The following is a 13,256-nucleotide window of genomic DNA, read 5'->3' as shown; positions in this document are numbered from 1 at the left end:
TTTTAAATCAATTGGATAGATGGTTTCTGCGACAAGGTTGGCGACCGCCGTCGGCGGCGTGTGGCGAGATTTGTTAAGACAAATCGACGAGCTGTACAAAACTCGCGTCGCCTCAGCGACTGCCGGGGGCTTGCCCGGCGCTCTGGCGAAAGGCATTGGGCGACTGGCCGCTGAGGCGCTTGAAGAAGCGTGAGAAGTAGGTCGGGTCGCTGAATCCCAGGTTGTCCGACAGCTGGCTGATGCTGATGTTGGTGTAGATCAGGCCGCGCTTGGCTTCCAGCATCAGGCGCTGGTGGAGCATCTGCAGCGCGCTCTGCCCGGCCAGTTCCCGGCACAGGGTGTTGAGGTGCACGCTGGACAGGCCGATGCGATGGGCCAGGGACTCCACCGTGGGGTGTTGCTGATAGTGCTGCTCCACCAGCTTGATGAAATGCCCCAACAGTTGCTGATTGCGCTCGCCGCGATTGCTCGGTGGGGTGTTCTGCTGGCCACGGCGACTGATCCACACCACCAGCACGTTGACCAGTGAATGCAGTAGCAGGTCGCGGGCGGCGGCGCTGCCTTCGTATTCATTCATCAGCGCCTTGAACAGGGTGTTGAGGCTGTGGCGGTCACGGCCCACCGGGTAGCAGGCGGAAGACGCGAGCACAGCCAGGGGCGCCCCCAGTTGCGCTTCCAGCTGGGCCACCAGCGGTGCGCCCAGGGTCAGCACGTAACCCTGGATGTTTTCCGAGAACTGAAAGCCGTGAACCATCAATGGCGGGACTACCTGGATCGCTGCTTCGCGCACGTCCTGGCGCCGTCCCTCGACTTCCACCAGGGCCTGGCCGCGCTGCACATACAGCAGTTGGTAGAGGTCGGCGTGACGGTGCGGCTTGATCTCCCAATGGTGCAGGCTGCTGCGCTTGGGGATGGATTCGCAGTGCAGCAGGTCTGGGGTCGGCCAGGCCTGGTTTTCCCCATAGAGCTTGAACACCGGGATGCTGGAGCGGCTGGCTTTCATCGGACGCGACCTGTCGAAACGGGGTGGCTAGAGTGCTCGATAATCGAACGCTGTTTTCAAAAGTGCATTTTTAGCGTGGCTTATCACCATTTTTCCGCGTTTCTGTCGGCAAAAATGCAGGGGTACAACAATAACCATAAATTCCAGTTTGTGCCCACCGGGTCACTGGAATGCCCTTATGAGACGACAACAATGAAAACTCAGGTTGCGATTATCGGCGCCGGACCTTCCGGCCTTCTGCTGGGCCAACTGCTGCACAAGGCCGGTATCGACACAGTGATTGTCGAGCGCCAGACCCCGGATTACGTGCTCGGCCGCATCCGCGCCGGGGTGCTCGAGCAGGGCACCGTGGACATGTTGCGCGAGGCCGGGGTGTCTCAGCGCATGGATGCCGAAGGCCTGGTCCACGAGGGCGTGGAACTGTTGATGGGCGGCAAGCGCGTGCGCATCGACCTCAAGGCCCTGACCGGTGGCAAGACGGTGATGGTCTACGGCCAGACCGAAGTCACCCGTGACCTGATGGAGGCCCGCGCGGCCTGCGGGGCGCCGATCATCTACTCGGCGGACCAGGTGCAGCCCCACGATATGAAGGGCGCACAGCCCTACCTCACCTATGAAAAGGACGGCCAGCAGCACCGCATCGATTGCGACTACATCGCCGGTTGCGACGGTTTTCATGGCGTAGCGCGCAAGAGCATTCCCGAGCAGGTGCTGACCCACTACGAGCGCGAGTACCCCTTCGGCTGGCTGGGGCTGTTGTCCGATACCCCGCCGGTCAACCATGAGCTGATCTATGGTCAGCATGAGCGCGGCTTTGTGCTCTGCAGCCAGCGCTCCCTGACCCGCAGCCGCTACTACCTGCAAGTGCCGCTGAGCGACAAGGTCGAGGACTGGTCCGACGAGCGCTTCTGGAACGAGCTCAAGGCCCGTCTGCCGGCGCAGGTGGCGGCGGATCTGGTGACCGGGCCGGCGCTGGAGAAAAGCATCGCGCCGCTGCGCAGCTACGTGGTCGAGCCGATGCAGTACGGCAAGCTGTTCCTGGTCGGCGACGCTGCGCACATCGTCCCGCCCACCGGGGCCAAGGGCCTGAACCTGGCGGCTTCCGACGTGTGTTACCTGTACCGGATCCTGGTCAAGGTGTACCGCGAGGGGCGCAGCGATCTGTTGGAAAAATACTCCGAGCTGGCCTTGCGTCGGGTGTGGAAGGGCGAGCGTTTCAGCTGGTTCATGACCAACCTGCTGCACGATTTCGGCGAGCACCAGGACGCCTGGGACCACAAGATGCAGCAGGCCGATCGCGAGTATTTCCTCAATTCCCACGCGGGCCTGGTGAACATTGCCGAGAACTATGTGGGCCTGCCTTACGAAGACATCTGCTGAGCCTTCGGCGCTGTCAGCATCGGCCCTGGAACCGCTCGCGAACGGGGGGGGTTACGGGGCCGTGTTTGCACATGGCATGGACCGAAAGGCGCAGGTCGAGAAATATTCCTATTTATAAATGATATTTATTAGCATTACACTTCGATCCCCTCTCCCTTGATGCACCACCAAGGTGCATTGAATCGACAAGGATCGTTTGTCATGAAAGTCAGCTCCTGCCTGTTCCATTCGCTTCTGCTCAGCGCCGGTGTCGGCCTGTTGCCACCGCTGGCGCAGGCCGGCGCGACGCCAGAAGAGACCAAGCCGGCGCCGTTGGAACTGGACACTGCGTTTGTCACCGCTACCGGCGGCGCCACTGACCTCAAGGATGCTCCGGCCAGCGTCAGCGTCATTACCCGTGAGGAAATCGAGCGCCAGCCGGTCTACGACCTCAACACCCTGCTGCGCCGAGTGCCGGGAGTGACCGGTGGTTTCGGCCCGGTGGGCGAGCAGTCGAAGATCAAGCTGCGGGGCCTGGACGACAAGTACACGCTGATTCTGGTGGACGGCAAACGGGTCGGCAGCTCCGCCGACCTGAGTTATCGTCGTGACCTGGCGCGTCAGGACCTGAACTGGATTTCGCCGAACATGATCGAGCGCATCGAGATCGTCCGTGGACCGATGTCGTCGCTCTACGGCTCGGACGCCATGGGCGGGGTGATCAACATCATCACCCGCAAGGTCTCGCGAACCTGGACCGGTTCGGCGAGCACCCACATCACCGTGCCCAAGGACTCCGACCGGGGCCAGACCACCCAGTACAGCGTGAACGCGGCGGGCCCGTTGACCACGTCCCTGGGCCTGCGCCTGGGCGCCAACGTCACGCGGCGGGCAGCGGATGAGGTCGAGGCACGGCGCGATGCCCAAGGCGATTTCATGTACGACGACGGCGCCGGCGGCTCCAAGGACCAGAGCGTCAATGCCCTGCTGGACTGGCAGATCAACGAAGAGCAGAGCCTGTCCTTCGAGGCGGTGCATGGCGTTGAGCATTCCTGGTCATCGAAGAAGACCTTTGGTGATTGGGACGAAACCATTGGTGGCGCCTTCGGCCCCAGCCGCCTGACCCGCGACAGCTACATCCTGTCCCACAGCGGCGACTGGAGTTTCGGCACCTCCAAGCTCGACGCCTACCTGAACAAGTACCGCAATGACCTTGATGCGGGTAAGGCCAACTCCGAAGAGAAGATCGTCGAAGGCAGCCTCAACATGCCCTTCGAACTGCTGGTGGACCAGCGCCTGACGCTGGGTGGGCAATGGAAGCGTGAGGAACTGACCAACACCAGCACCCTTGGCACCGTGCCCGTGGATTACCAGGGCACGCCGGTCAATGGCTCGACCTTGAAGGGCGATTACTCGGCGGCTTTTATCGAGGATGTGTCCCGTCCTGAATAAGGTTGACACCTTCTGACCTTATTCAAGGAGAGGGTGATGAGCACTGAGATCAAGCGCACGCAGAGTGATTACACGCTGGCTTTTAAACTGGCCGTGGTGGATCAGGTCGAAAAAGGCGAGTTGAGTTATAAAGAGGCTCAACAGCGCTACGGTATCCAAGGTCGATCAACTGTTCTGGTCTGGTTGCGCAAGCATGGCCTCCAGGACTGGAGCCAAGGCGCTTCAATTCGCTCTTCGAGGACCATTTCCGTGAATGAGCCCGCCCTGCCGTTAACCCCGGAACAACGTATCAAGGAGCTGGAAGCGCAGCTCGCGCTGTCGAATCAGAAAGCCCAGTTCCTTGAGGCGGTAGTCAATGTTCTAAAGAACGATTACGGGATCAGCGTCGTAAAAAAGCGTCCCGGCAAGTCCTCACGCAAAAGCAAATCCAGGACCTGAGTATCAGTAGGGCTTGCCAGTTCATGGGGATTAGCCGACAGGCCTACTACAAGCGCAACCAAGCTCAGGACGCGCGCTTGACCCTCGACCAGAGAGTGATGGATTTCGTCCAATACAAGCGCTTGCACCAGCCCCGCTTGGGCACCCGCAAGCTGCACCATCTGCTGCATTGCCAGCCCCTGCTTGAACTTCAAGTAGGCCGTGATCGGCTGTTTGCAATCTTGCGCGAACATCGCCTGCTGGTGGCTCGCAAGCGTGCTTACCATAAGACTACCGACAGTCATCATCGCTTCCGGCGCCATCCAAACCTGCTTAAATCCGGCCCTGATCAAGTGGTGCCAAATGGTCCGGAGCAGGTCTGGGTGGCCGACATCACCTATCTACCCACTCGCGAAGGTGTGGCGTATCTGAGTCTTGTGACCGACGCTTACTCGCGCAAGATTGTGGGTTATCACGTCCATGAAAACTTACGGACCGAGTCGGTAATACGAGCGCTGCGCAGTGCCGTGAAGCAGCGTCAAACCGAATTACCGTTGGTGCATCACTCGGATCGGGGTAGCCAATACTGTTCTGCGCTTTATCAGGCGCTGCATGCCAAACACGGAATCCGTTGTTCGATGACGGACGGTTATGACTGCTACCAGAATGCTTTGGCGGAGCGGGTGAATGGGATCTTGAAGACAGAGTTTCTGTTTCATCGACCAGAGAACTTGGCGCATGCAAGGAAGATGGTGAGTGAGTCGGTATCAATTTATAACGCTGAGCGACCCCATCTAGCGCTCAAATACAAAACGCCCGATGCGGTGCATCGGGCGTTTTGAGTGAAACAAGTGTCAACCTATTTCAGGACTAGACAATGAGCTGTTCCTGCTGGACAACTTGTCCCTGACCCTGGGCAACCGTTTCGACCACAGCGAGAAGTACGGCAACCACAACAGCCCGCGGGCCTACGTGGTCTATCACCCGCACCCTGACTGGGCCGTACGCGGGGGAGTTTCCAAGGGCTTTCGTGCGCCGAGCCTGAAGGAGGGCAGTGCGGGAGCGGCGACCGAGTCCAGAGGCCGTGGTTGTGGATCGTTGCGTCCGTTGGGTTATGTCACCGGCAGTTGCTGGATGGCTGGCAATCCGAACCTGATGCCGGAAACCAGCACCAACAAGGAAATCGGCGTGGCGTTCGAGCATGACGGCTGGGAGGCCGGCCTGACTTACTTTCACACCGATTTCACCGACAAGATCGAATACGGCCCGTTGGGCCAGTACCAGGGCCGCTGGTGGACCATGCTGGAAAACGTCGACAAGGCACGTACTCGTGGTTGGGAAGGCACCACCCGTGTGCCGTTGGGGGACTCCGTGACGTGGCGCACCAACGCTACCTACATGCTGGAAAGCCGGAACCTGAGCACCGGAGAAGACTTGATCAGCTCACCCAAACTGTCGGCATTCAGCGCGCTGGACTGGCAGATCAACGACCGTTTGAGCACCGAACTGTCGGCGCAGCACGTCGGCAAGCAGCGGGGCATGGGCAATGATTTCGTGCAGTCCTACACCACCTACGACCTGACGGCGAATCTGGCGGTGACCAAGTGGCTGACCCTGAACGGCGGGGTACAGAACCTGATGGACAAGGACCTGCGGGACGGATCGACCAACTTCTATGTGCCCGGACGGGCGTTCTTCGCGGGGGCGACCACCTATTTCTAGGGGCGCTGGATAGAGCGGGGGAGGTCAGCCCCATTGCGCGGCAATGGGGCTGAACAGGGTTACACGTTGAAGCGGAAGTGCATCACGTCGCCGTCCTTGACGATGTATTCCTTGCCTTCCAGGCGCCATTTACCGGCTTCCTTGGCACCGGCTTCACCCTTGAACTGGATGAAGTCGTTGTAGGCGATGACTTCGGCGCGGATGAAGCCTTTTTCGAAGTCGGTGTGGATCACAGCGGCGGCTTGTGGCGCGGTGGCGCCGACGCGCACGGTCCAAGCGCGGACTTCCTTCACCCCGGCGGTGAAGTAGGTCTGCAGGTTGAGCATTTCGTAGCCGGCGCGGATCACCCGGTTCAGGCCAGGTTCTTCCAGGCCCAGGGCCTCCAGGAACATGTCCTTTTCTTCGCCGTCTTCAAGCTCGGCGATTTCCGCCTCGATCTTGTTGCACACCGGCACCACGATCGCGCCTTCTTCTTCGGCGATGGCCTTGACCACGTCCAGCAACGGGTTGTTCTCGAAGCCGTCTTCGGCAACGTTGGCGATGTACATCACCGGCTTGGTGGTCAACAGGTGGAAGCCACGGATGATCAGCTTCTCATCGCTGCTCATGTCCTTCATCAGGCTGCGGGCTGGCTTGCCTTCGGTGAAGTGGGCGATCAATTGCTCCAGCAGGGCTTTTTGGGCCACAGCTTCTTTGTCGCCGCCCTTGGCGTTGCGGGCCACTTTCTGCAGCTGTTTTTCGCAGCTGTCGAGGTCGGCGAAGATCAGCTCCAGGTCGATGATCTCGATGTCGCGCTTGGGATCGACGCTGTTGGACACGTGGATCACGTTGTCGTCTTCGAAGCAGCGAACCACGTGGGCGATGGCATCGGTTTCGCGGATGTTGGCCAGGAACTTGTTACCCAGGCCTTCACCTTTCGAGGCACCGGCCACCAGGCCGGCGATGTCGACGAACTCCATGGTGGTCGGCAGCACGCGCTCGGGCACGACGATGGCGGCCAGGGCATCCAGGCGCGGGTCGGGCATCGGCACGATGCCGCTGTTGGGCTCGATGGTGCAGAAGGGGAAGTTCTCGGCCGCGATCCCGGATTTGGTCAGGGCGTTGAACAGGGTGGACTTGCCGACGTTAGGCAGGCCGACGATGCCGCAATTGAATCCCATGGTGTATTCCCCGAGGAGTAGAGTCAGGCCTTCTGGCTGTGCAGGTTTTTCATCGCGCGATTCCATTCACCGGCGAAGATATCCGGCAGCACGCCGAGGGCAAAATCGATGCTGGCATCGAGTTTTTCCTGTTCGGCGCGTGGCGCACGACCCAGGACAAAGTTTGAAACCATACTGGCAACGCCCGGGTGGCCGATGCCGAGCCGCAGGCGGTGAAAGGTATTCTGATTACCGAGCTGCGCGATGATGTCCCGCAGCCCGTTGTGCCCGCCATGCCCGCCACCGGTCTTGAGCTTGGCGACGCCGGGCGGCAAGTCGAGTTCGTCGTGGGCCACCAGGATCTCTTCCGGCTTGATGCGAAAGAAGCCGGCAAGCGCCGCCACGGCCTGGCCGCTGCGGTTCATGTAGGTGGTGGGGATCAACAGACGAATGTCCTGACCTTGGTGACTGAAGCGCCCGGTCAGGCCGAAATATTTGCGATCGGCGACCAGACTGATGCCTTGTTTGTCGGCGATGCGCTCAACAAAAAGGGCCCCTGCGTTATGCCGGGTCTGTTCGTATTCGGCACCTGGATTACCCAGGCCAACGATCAGTTTGATGGCAGTCACGATAGGGGCCCTTCTTTGGAGTGGTGGATAACATCGCCGCAACCGGTGCTACGGCGAAAATGGACGACAAGTGCTTGGTTGCCTTGCGGCAAACTTCGCGTTCTCGCCCGCTTTCTCGCTACGTTCCAGTCCGCGATGTATTCCGCTTAACTCCGGCGTCAGAGCATTACTCTGCTGCGCCTTCTTCTTTCTCTGCTGCAACACGTGGCGCATAGACGTTGGCTACTGCCAGGTCGTTGCCGTGTGCCAGAGCAACAAACTCAACACCTTTAGGGGCGGTGAGGTTGGACAAGTGGATCACGGTGCCGACGTCGGTTTCAGCCATGTCGACTTCGATGAACTCAGGCAGGTCTTTCGGCAGGCAGGAAACTTCGATCTCGGTGGCTGCGCGGAAGATCTCGCCGCCTTTCTTGACCGGTGCTGCTTCGTTGATCAGGTGTACTGGAACCATGGCGGTCAGTTTCTGACCCGCTACCACGCGAACGAAGTCAGCGTGCATCACGTGGCCTTTGGCTGGGTGACGTTGCAGGGCTTTGATCACGACGTTCTGCTTGGTGCCACCCACGTTCAGTTCGATGATGTGGCTGTAGGCAGCTTCGTTTTCCAGCAGCTTGGCCACTTCTTTGGCCAGCATGCTGATGGACTCAGGGGCTTTGTCGCCACCGTAAACTACCGCTGGAACCAGGCTTGCGAGACGACGCAGGCGGCGGCTCGCACCTTTCCCCAGGTCGGAACGCACTTCAGCATTCAGAGTAAAATCGTTCATGTTGTATCTCCAAAATAACCACACTCGCCCCAGCGTTTGCGACCAGCGCTAAAGGCGATATGGGCAAAAAAGCCCCGTCCCAACAGAGGTTGGGACGGGGCGCTTTTCGTCATCGGGATGTTTTGCCAGGGACTAACCCTTAGCGGAACATCGCGCTGATCGATTCTTCATTGCTGATGCGGCGGACCGCCTCGGCAACTACCGGTGCGATATCCAGTTGGCGGATACGCGCACAAGCTTGTGCTGCAGCGGACAGCGGGATGGTGTTGGTCACCACCAGCTCGTCCAGCACGGAATTTTCAATGTTCTCGATGGCTCGACCCGACAGCACAGGGTGTGTGCAGTAGGCAAAGACCTTGGCTGCGCCATGCTCTTTCAGGGCCTTGGCCGCGTGGCACAGGGTGCCGGCGGTATCGACCATGTCATCGACCAGAATGCAGGTGCGTCCTTCGACGTCGCCAATGATATGCATCACTTCGGAGTGATTGGCTTTCTCACGACGCTTGTCGATGATCCCGAGATCCACGCCCAGGGACTTGGCCACGGCACGTGCACGCACGACGCCACCAATGTCCGGAGACACGATCATCAGGTTTTCGAAACGCTGGTCTTCGATGTCATCCACCAGAACCGGGGAGCCGTAGATGTTATCTACCGGAATATCGAAGAAACCCTGAATCTGGTCAGCATGCAGATCAACCGTGAGAACACGGTCGATGCCGACTACGGTGAGCATGTCAGCCACGACTTTCGCGCTGATGGCCACACGTGCGGAACGCGGACGGCGATCCTGACGGGCATAACCAAAATAAGGAATAACAGCAGTGATACGAGTCGCTGAGGAGCGGCGGAAGGCATCAGCCATCACGACGAGTTCCATCAGGTTATCGTTGGTCGGAGCGCAAGTCGGCTGAATAATGAAAACGTCTTTACCGCGGACATTTTCATTGATCTCGGCAGTAATTTCGCCGTCGGAAAATTTTCCAACAGAGATGTCACCGAGAGGGATATGCAGCTGACGTACGACACGCCGAGCCAGATCGGGGTTAGCGTTCCCCGTAAAGACCATCATCTTGGACACGCGCAGTACCTGAAGGCTGAGGGTATACCTGGATGAGTATAAGGAAAATGGCAGGGGCGGCTGGATTCGAACCAACGCATGGCAGGATCAAAACCTGCTGCCTTACCGCTTGGCGACGCCCCTGTATCTGTTGCTTCGAATGCCTTGCATTCGTTTCCGTTAGAGCAGACTTTGCAGCTTGCGATGCAACATCGAAACGTTGCTTCCTTTTGCCACAAACCCTGTAAGGGTCTCTGTAAGAAGGGCCGAGACTTTATCAGCTTCAGCTTTGCTTGGGAAGCCCCCAAACACACAACTTCCAGTTCCAGTCAGTTTTGCTTCGGTAAATTTACCTAGCAAATTCAATGCGTTATGTACTTCTGGATAACGCCTTGCAACTACCGGAAGGCAGTCGTTTCTGCTGTTTCCCTTGGGAACGGGGCGCACTTTAATGGGCGCGCTGTCACGTGTCAACAGCGGATCTGAAAAAATTTCTGCTGTACTTACAGACACTTGCGGGACCAGTACCAGGTACCACGGCTCTTCGGGGTTTTCGGGGGTGAGTTTTTCCCCCACGCCTTCAGCAAAAGCCGCATGTCCACGCACGAAAACCGGGACGTCGGCGCCCAGTGTCAGTCCCAGTTGGGCCAGTCGATCCTCATCCCAGCCCAGTTGCCAGAGATGATTGAGGCCCAGCAGGGTAGTGGCAGCGTTGGAACTGCCGCCGCCGATCCCGCCGCCCATGGGCAGGATCTTGTCGATCCAGATATCGATGCCCTGAGTGCAGCCGGACTGTTCCTGCAGTTTTTTGGCTGCCTTGACGATCAGGTTGCTGTCGTGGGGTACCCCGGGGAAGTCGGTGTGCAGGCGAATGACACCGTCGTCACGTAGGGCGAAGGTGATTTCATCGCCGTAGTCGAGGAACTGAAACAGGGTCTGCAACTCGTGATAGCCATCAGCGCGACGACCCAGGATGTGCAGCATCAGATTGAGTTTGGCCGGGGAGGGCAGGGTCAGTTTCTCTTGGGACATGTCATTGCCCCAGCTTGCGAGGTTGCCATTCCTTGATCACCAGGGTGACGTCAAGGTCGCTGCCATGCAGTTTGATGCGCTCAGGCAGCCAGTAACCGTTCTGCTGCGAGTAGTTGCGGTATTCCACTTGCCAGCCGTCTTGTTCAAGGTTTGCCAGATGGCTGTCGCCGTCCAGGGTCAGGCGGCTTTTGCTGCCGGGCGCCGGCAGGCCGCGAACCCACCAGGCCAAATGCGACACGGGCAATTTCCAGCCCATTTGTTCTTCCAGAAGAGTTTCCGGGCTGGTGGCTTCATAGCGGCCCTGGTTGGCCACTTCCAGGCTGACCTGGCCGGGACGACCGGTAAGGCGCGCAGCCCCACGACCCAGCGGGCCGGACAGGCGAATGTCGTAGTAGTCCTGGCGCTGCAGCCAGAACAGGGTGCCGCTCCCCGAGTCCTTTGGGGCGCGAATGCCGATCTTGCCGTTGATCTGCCAGCCATCGAGGCCGGTCAGTTGATCTTTGTGCAGGCGCCATTGCGCGGGACTGCCCTGGCCCTGAACGGACTCGCGGGCACCGAAGCCGGCACAGCCGGCCAGCAGGGCGATGAAGCTGAAAATAATGAAGTGGCGCAAAAACATGGTCTTAAAGAGTCTCTGATCCGGTCAGGCGTTTGATGGTGTCACGCAGGACAGGGCTGTCGGGCTGGTCCTTGATGAACTTGCTCCAGATCTGCTTGGCCTCGCGCTGCTTACCGTTGTTCCACAGCACTTCGCCCAGATGCGCCGCGACTTCCTGGTCGGGGAAGCGTTCCAGGGCCTGGCGCAGCAGACGCTCTGCCTCGTCGAGGTTGCCCAGGCGGAAATTCACCCAGCCCAGGCTGTCCATGACCGCTGGGTCTTCCGGAGTCAGGAGGTAGGCTTGCTCGATCAGCGTTTTGGCTTCGGCGTAGCGGGTTGTACGGTCGGACAAGGTGTAGCCCAGGGCGTTCAAGGCCATGGCGTTGTCCGGTTCGCGCTGGATGATCAGGCGCAGGTCTTTTTCCATCTGCGCCAGGTCGTCGCGTTTTTCCGCCTGCATGGCGCGTGTGTACAGCAGGTTGCTGTCGTCGGGGTATTGCAACAGGGCTTGTTGGATGACCGTCCAGGCCCGCTCGTCCTGGTTGTTCGCTGACAGGGTCTCGACTTCGATCAGGTACAACTGGATGGCATAGTCGGGCTGGGCGTCGCGGGCCGCCACCAAGCGTTCTTGCGCTTCGTCGGTGCGGCCGCTGTTCATCAGGACATCGGCTTGACGCAGTTGTGCTGGCAGGTAGTCGTTACCTGGACCGACCTGGGCGTACTCGATCAGCGCCCCTTGTGGGTCGTTGAGTGCTTCGGCGATCCGCCCAAGGTTGAGGTGTGCCGAGTCTTCATGGCTTTCCCGGGCGATCAGGTCCTCCAAGTAACCTTTGGCTTCTTGCCAGGCCTGGGCTTCCAGGCAGACCAAGGCCAGGGAGTAACGCAACTCATCGTCTTCCGGGTACTGCTGGACCAGGCTGGAGAACTGGGTCTTGGCATCGTCCATGCGGTCCTGTTCCACCAGCATGCGGGCATAGGTCAGGCGCAGGCGTTTGTCACCGGGGTACTTGCGGATGCTCTTTTCCAGCAGCGGCAGGGCTTCCTTGCCGCGGTTCAGGCCTTGCAGCAAGCGGGCCCGCAGCAGCAGTGGCGCCACTTCTCCTTCTTCCGGCGGGTTCTGCTCCAGCAAGGTCAGGGCTTCTTTGACGTCACCATTCTGCTGCATCAGCAAGGCCTTGCCGAAGATCAGCTGGCTGTTGTGCGGATGTTTTTGCAGCAGGCGGTCGAAACTGCTCATCAGGCCGTCGCGAGTATCCTGATCAGTGTCTGCGGCCGACAGGGCGAGAAAGTCGAAATGGGTATCGCCCTTGCCTTGCAGAACCTTCTCCATATAGAGCATGGAGTCGTCATAACGCCCGGCGCGGGCCAGTTGGATGGCGGCGGCTCGTTGCGCTTCCAGGTCGTCGGGCGCGTTCTTGGCCCAGATCAGCGAGGTGTCCAGTGCCGCCTGATCGGCCCCCAGGTACTCGGCAATGTGGAACGCGCGCTCGGAAATGCCCGGATCCTGGGTGTTGATGGCCTGGGTCACGTAGTTGTCCAGGGCAATGTCGAAACGATTGCGCTGGCCCGCCAGTTCAGCGCTCAGCAGGCTGAAGATGGTGTCTTCGCTGAACGATGAATAGACCTTGGGCTTTTCAGGGGCGGGGGTACTGTCTTCCACCGGCGACGTAGCGTCCGATGAAACGGGGGCCAGTGACTGGCAACCACTGAGGAAGACAAAGGCGAGGAGCAACGCGGAAGATCTATTCATATAGGAAGAGGGCGACTAACCTGCGGTCGGATCATCATGACACAAGCCTTCGGCCAAACATAACCGAGACTCAACGGGATGCCAGAACAGAGGCAGTCTAGTCGTTTGTGCGGGAAAACTGCCTGCGCTTTGATCGTGCTGGCGCGCTGGGCGCCTTCGGCGTTACGCAGAAACAGGCTCGTTCTGCTCATTTAGTCCCCTGAACTCCGCATCCTTGCTTGTTTTCGCCTTGCCTGATCTTCGCTCGGCGAGTTTTGGTACAAAACTAGGACAATAGTCGGCGGTAGTTGTTCTGCGTCGGTCGAAGTAGGACAATTGCCGGCTTCTCG

The 13,256-nt window shown here is 59.4% G+C and carries 12 protein-coding genes and 1 tRNA gene; 4 read left to right on the top strand and 9 right to left on the bottom strand.

Annotated features, from left to right (window positions below; translation table 11 throughout):
- Nucleotides 1-112: 112 nt before the first annotated feature.
- Nucleotides 113-1,003, bottom strand: coding sequence for a helix-turn-helix domain-containing protein (locus PLD_RS29805; protein WP_159898335.1), 891 nt, complete (start codon nucleotides 1,001-1,003; stop codon nucleotides 113-115).
- Nucleotides 1,004-1,195: 192 nt separating this feature from the next.
- Between PLD_RS29805 and pobA the strand changes: the two genes are divergently transcribed.
- The 4 genes from pobA to PLD_RS29785 all read left to right on the top strand — a co-directional run bounded on the left by pobA (nucleotide 1,196) and on the right by PLD_RS29785 (nucleotide 5,953).
- Nucleotides 1,196-2,383, top strand: a complete 1,188-nt coding sequence (gene pobA, locus PLD_RS29800) for a 4-hydroxybenzoate 3-monooxygenase (protein ID WP_159898334.1) — start codon at nucleotides 1,196-1,198, stop codon at nucleotides 2,381-2,383.
- Between the two features lie 201 nt (nucleotides 2,384-2,584).
- On the top strand, nucleotides 2,585-3,814 hold the full coding sequence (locus PLD_RS29795) for a TonB-dependent receptor plug domain-containing protein (RefSeq protein WP_256674844.1): 1,230 nt from the start codon (nucleotides 2,585-2,587) through the stop codon (nucleotides 3,812-3,814).
- A gap of 36 nt (nucleotides 3,815-3,850) precedes the next feature.
- Nucleotides 3,851-5,073, top strand: a protein-coding gene (locus PLD_RS29790) for an IS3 family transposase (RefSeq protein ID WP_159889365.1) whose coding sequence is annotated in 2 segments (ribosomal slippage) — nucleotides 3,851-4,214 and nucleotides 4,214-5,073 — 1,224 coding nt in all. Because the reading frame shifts where the segments join, the coding sequence is not laid out codon by codon here.
- A gap of 19 nt (nucleotides 5,074-5,092) precedes the next feature.
- Nucleotides 5,093-5,953, top strand: coding sequence for a TonB-dependent receptor domain-containing protein (locus PLD_RS29785; RefSeq protein WP_306110133.1), 861 nt, complete (start codon nucleotides 5,093-5,095; stop codon nucleotides 5,951-5,953).
- Nucleotides 5,954-6,012: 59 nt separating this feature from the next.
- Here PLD_RS29785 and ychF read toward each other — a convergent pair whose 3' ends face one another.
- From ychF to PLD_RS29745, 8 genes are all read right to left on the bottom strand, one after another.
- On the bottom strand, nucleotides 6,013-7,113 hold the full coding sequence (gene ychF, locus PLD_RS29780; RefSeq protein ID WP_159898333.1) for a redox-regulated ATPase YchF: 1,101 nt from the start codon (nucleotides 7,111-7,113) through the stop codon (nucleotides 6,013-6,015).
- Between the two features lie 23 nt (nucleotides 7,114-7,136).
- Nucleotides 7,137-7,721 carry an aminoacyl-tRNA hydrolase gene (gene pth, locus PLD_RS29775; protein ID WP_159898332.1) on the bottom strand — a complete coding sequence of 195 codons (585 nt, stop codon included), beginning with the start codon at nucleotides 7,719-7,721 and terminating at the stop codon, nucleotides 7,137-7,139.
- A 166-nt stretch (nucleotides 7,722-7,887) separates the two neighbouring features.
- A complete protein-coding gene (locus PLD_RS29770) occupies nucleotides 7,888-8,487 on the bottom strand; it encodes a 50S ribosomal protein L25/general stress protein Ctc (protein ID WP_159898331.1) in 600 nt (199 codons plus the stop codon).
- A gap of 139 nt (nucleotides 8,488-8,626) precedes the next feature.
- The gene (locus PLD_RS29765; RefSeq protein ID WP_003171603.1) at nucleotides 8,627-9,568 is read right to left on the bottom strand and encodes a ribose-phosphate pyrophosphokinase; all 942 of its coding nucleotides are present in this window, start codon (nucleotides 9,566-9,568) and stop codon (nucleotides 8,627-8,629) included.
- Nucleotides 9,569-9,616: 48 nt separating this feature from the next.
- A tRNA-Gln gene (locus PLD_RS29760) sits at nucleotides 9,617-9,691 on the bottom strand.
- Nucleotides 9,692-9,727: 36 nt separating this feature from the next.
- On the bottom strand, nucleotides 9,728-10,579 hold the full coding sequence (gene ispE / locus PLD_RS29755) for a 4-(cytidine 5'-diphospho)-2-C-methyl-D-erythritol kinase (protein ID WP_159898330.1): 852 nt from the start codon (nucleotides 10,577-10,579) through the stop codon (nucleotides 9,728-9,730).
- 1 nt (nucleotide 10,580) lies between these two features.
- Nucleotides 10,581-11,198 carry a lipoprotein insertase outer membrane protein LolB gene (gene lolB / locus PLD_RS29750; RefSeq protein ID WP_159898329.1) on the bottom strand — a complete coding sequence of 206 codons (618 nt, stop codon included), beginning with the start codon at nucleotides 11,196-11,198 and terminating at the stop codon, nucleotides 10,581-10,583.
- A 4-nt stretch (nucleotides 11,199-11,202) separates the two neighbouring features.
- Complete coding sequence (locus PLD_RS29745; RefSeq protein WP_159898328.1) at nucleotides 11,203-12,927, bottom strand: tetratricopeptide repeat protein; 1,725 nt, start codon at nucleotides 12,925-12,927, stop codon at nucleotides 11,203-11,205.
- Between the last annotated feature and the right edge of the window lie 329 nt (nucleotides 12,928-13,256).

Origin of the sequence: Pseudomonas sp. LD120 (assembly GCF_009861525.1) — a bacterium.
Lineage (GTDB): Bacteria > Pseudomonadota > Gammaproteobacteria > Pseudomonadales > Pseudomonadaceae > Aquipseudomonas.
This window is presented reverse-complemented; position numbering and strand designations above follow the sequence as displayed.

Coding starts and splice junctions, on each gene's coding strand:
- PLD_RS29805 (WP_159898335.1), bottom strand. CDS start 1,003: ATGAAAGCCAGCCGCTCCAGCATCCCGGTGTTCAAGCTCTATGGGGAA.
- pobA (WP_159898334.1), top strand. CDS start 1,196: ATGAAAACTCAGGTTGCGATTATCGGCGCCGGACCTTCCGGCCTTCTG.
- PLD_RS29795 (WP_256674844.1), top strand. CDS start 2,585: ATGAAAGTCAGCTCCTGCCTGTTCCATTCGCTTCTGCTCAGCGCCGGT.
- ychF (WP_159898333.1), bottom strand. CDS start 7,113: ATGGGATTCAATTGCGGCATCGTCGGCCTGCCTAACGTCGGCAAGTCC.
- PLD_RS29770 (WP_159898331.1), bottom strand. CDS start 8,487: ATGAACGATTTTACTCTGAATGCTGAAGTGCGTTCCGACCTGGGGAAA.
- ispE (WP_159898330.1), bottom strand. CDS start 10,579: ATGTCCCAAGAGAAACTGACCCTGCCCTCCCCGGCCAAACTCAATCTG.
- lolB (WP_159898329.1), bottom strand. CDS start 11,198: ATGTTTTTGCGCCACTTCATTATTTTCAGCTTCATCGCCCTGCTGGCC.
- PLD_RS29745 (WP_159898328.1), bottom strand. CDS start 12,927: ATGAATAGATCTTCCGCGTTGCTCCTCGCCTTTGTCTTCCTCAGTGGT.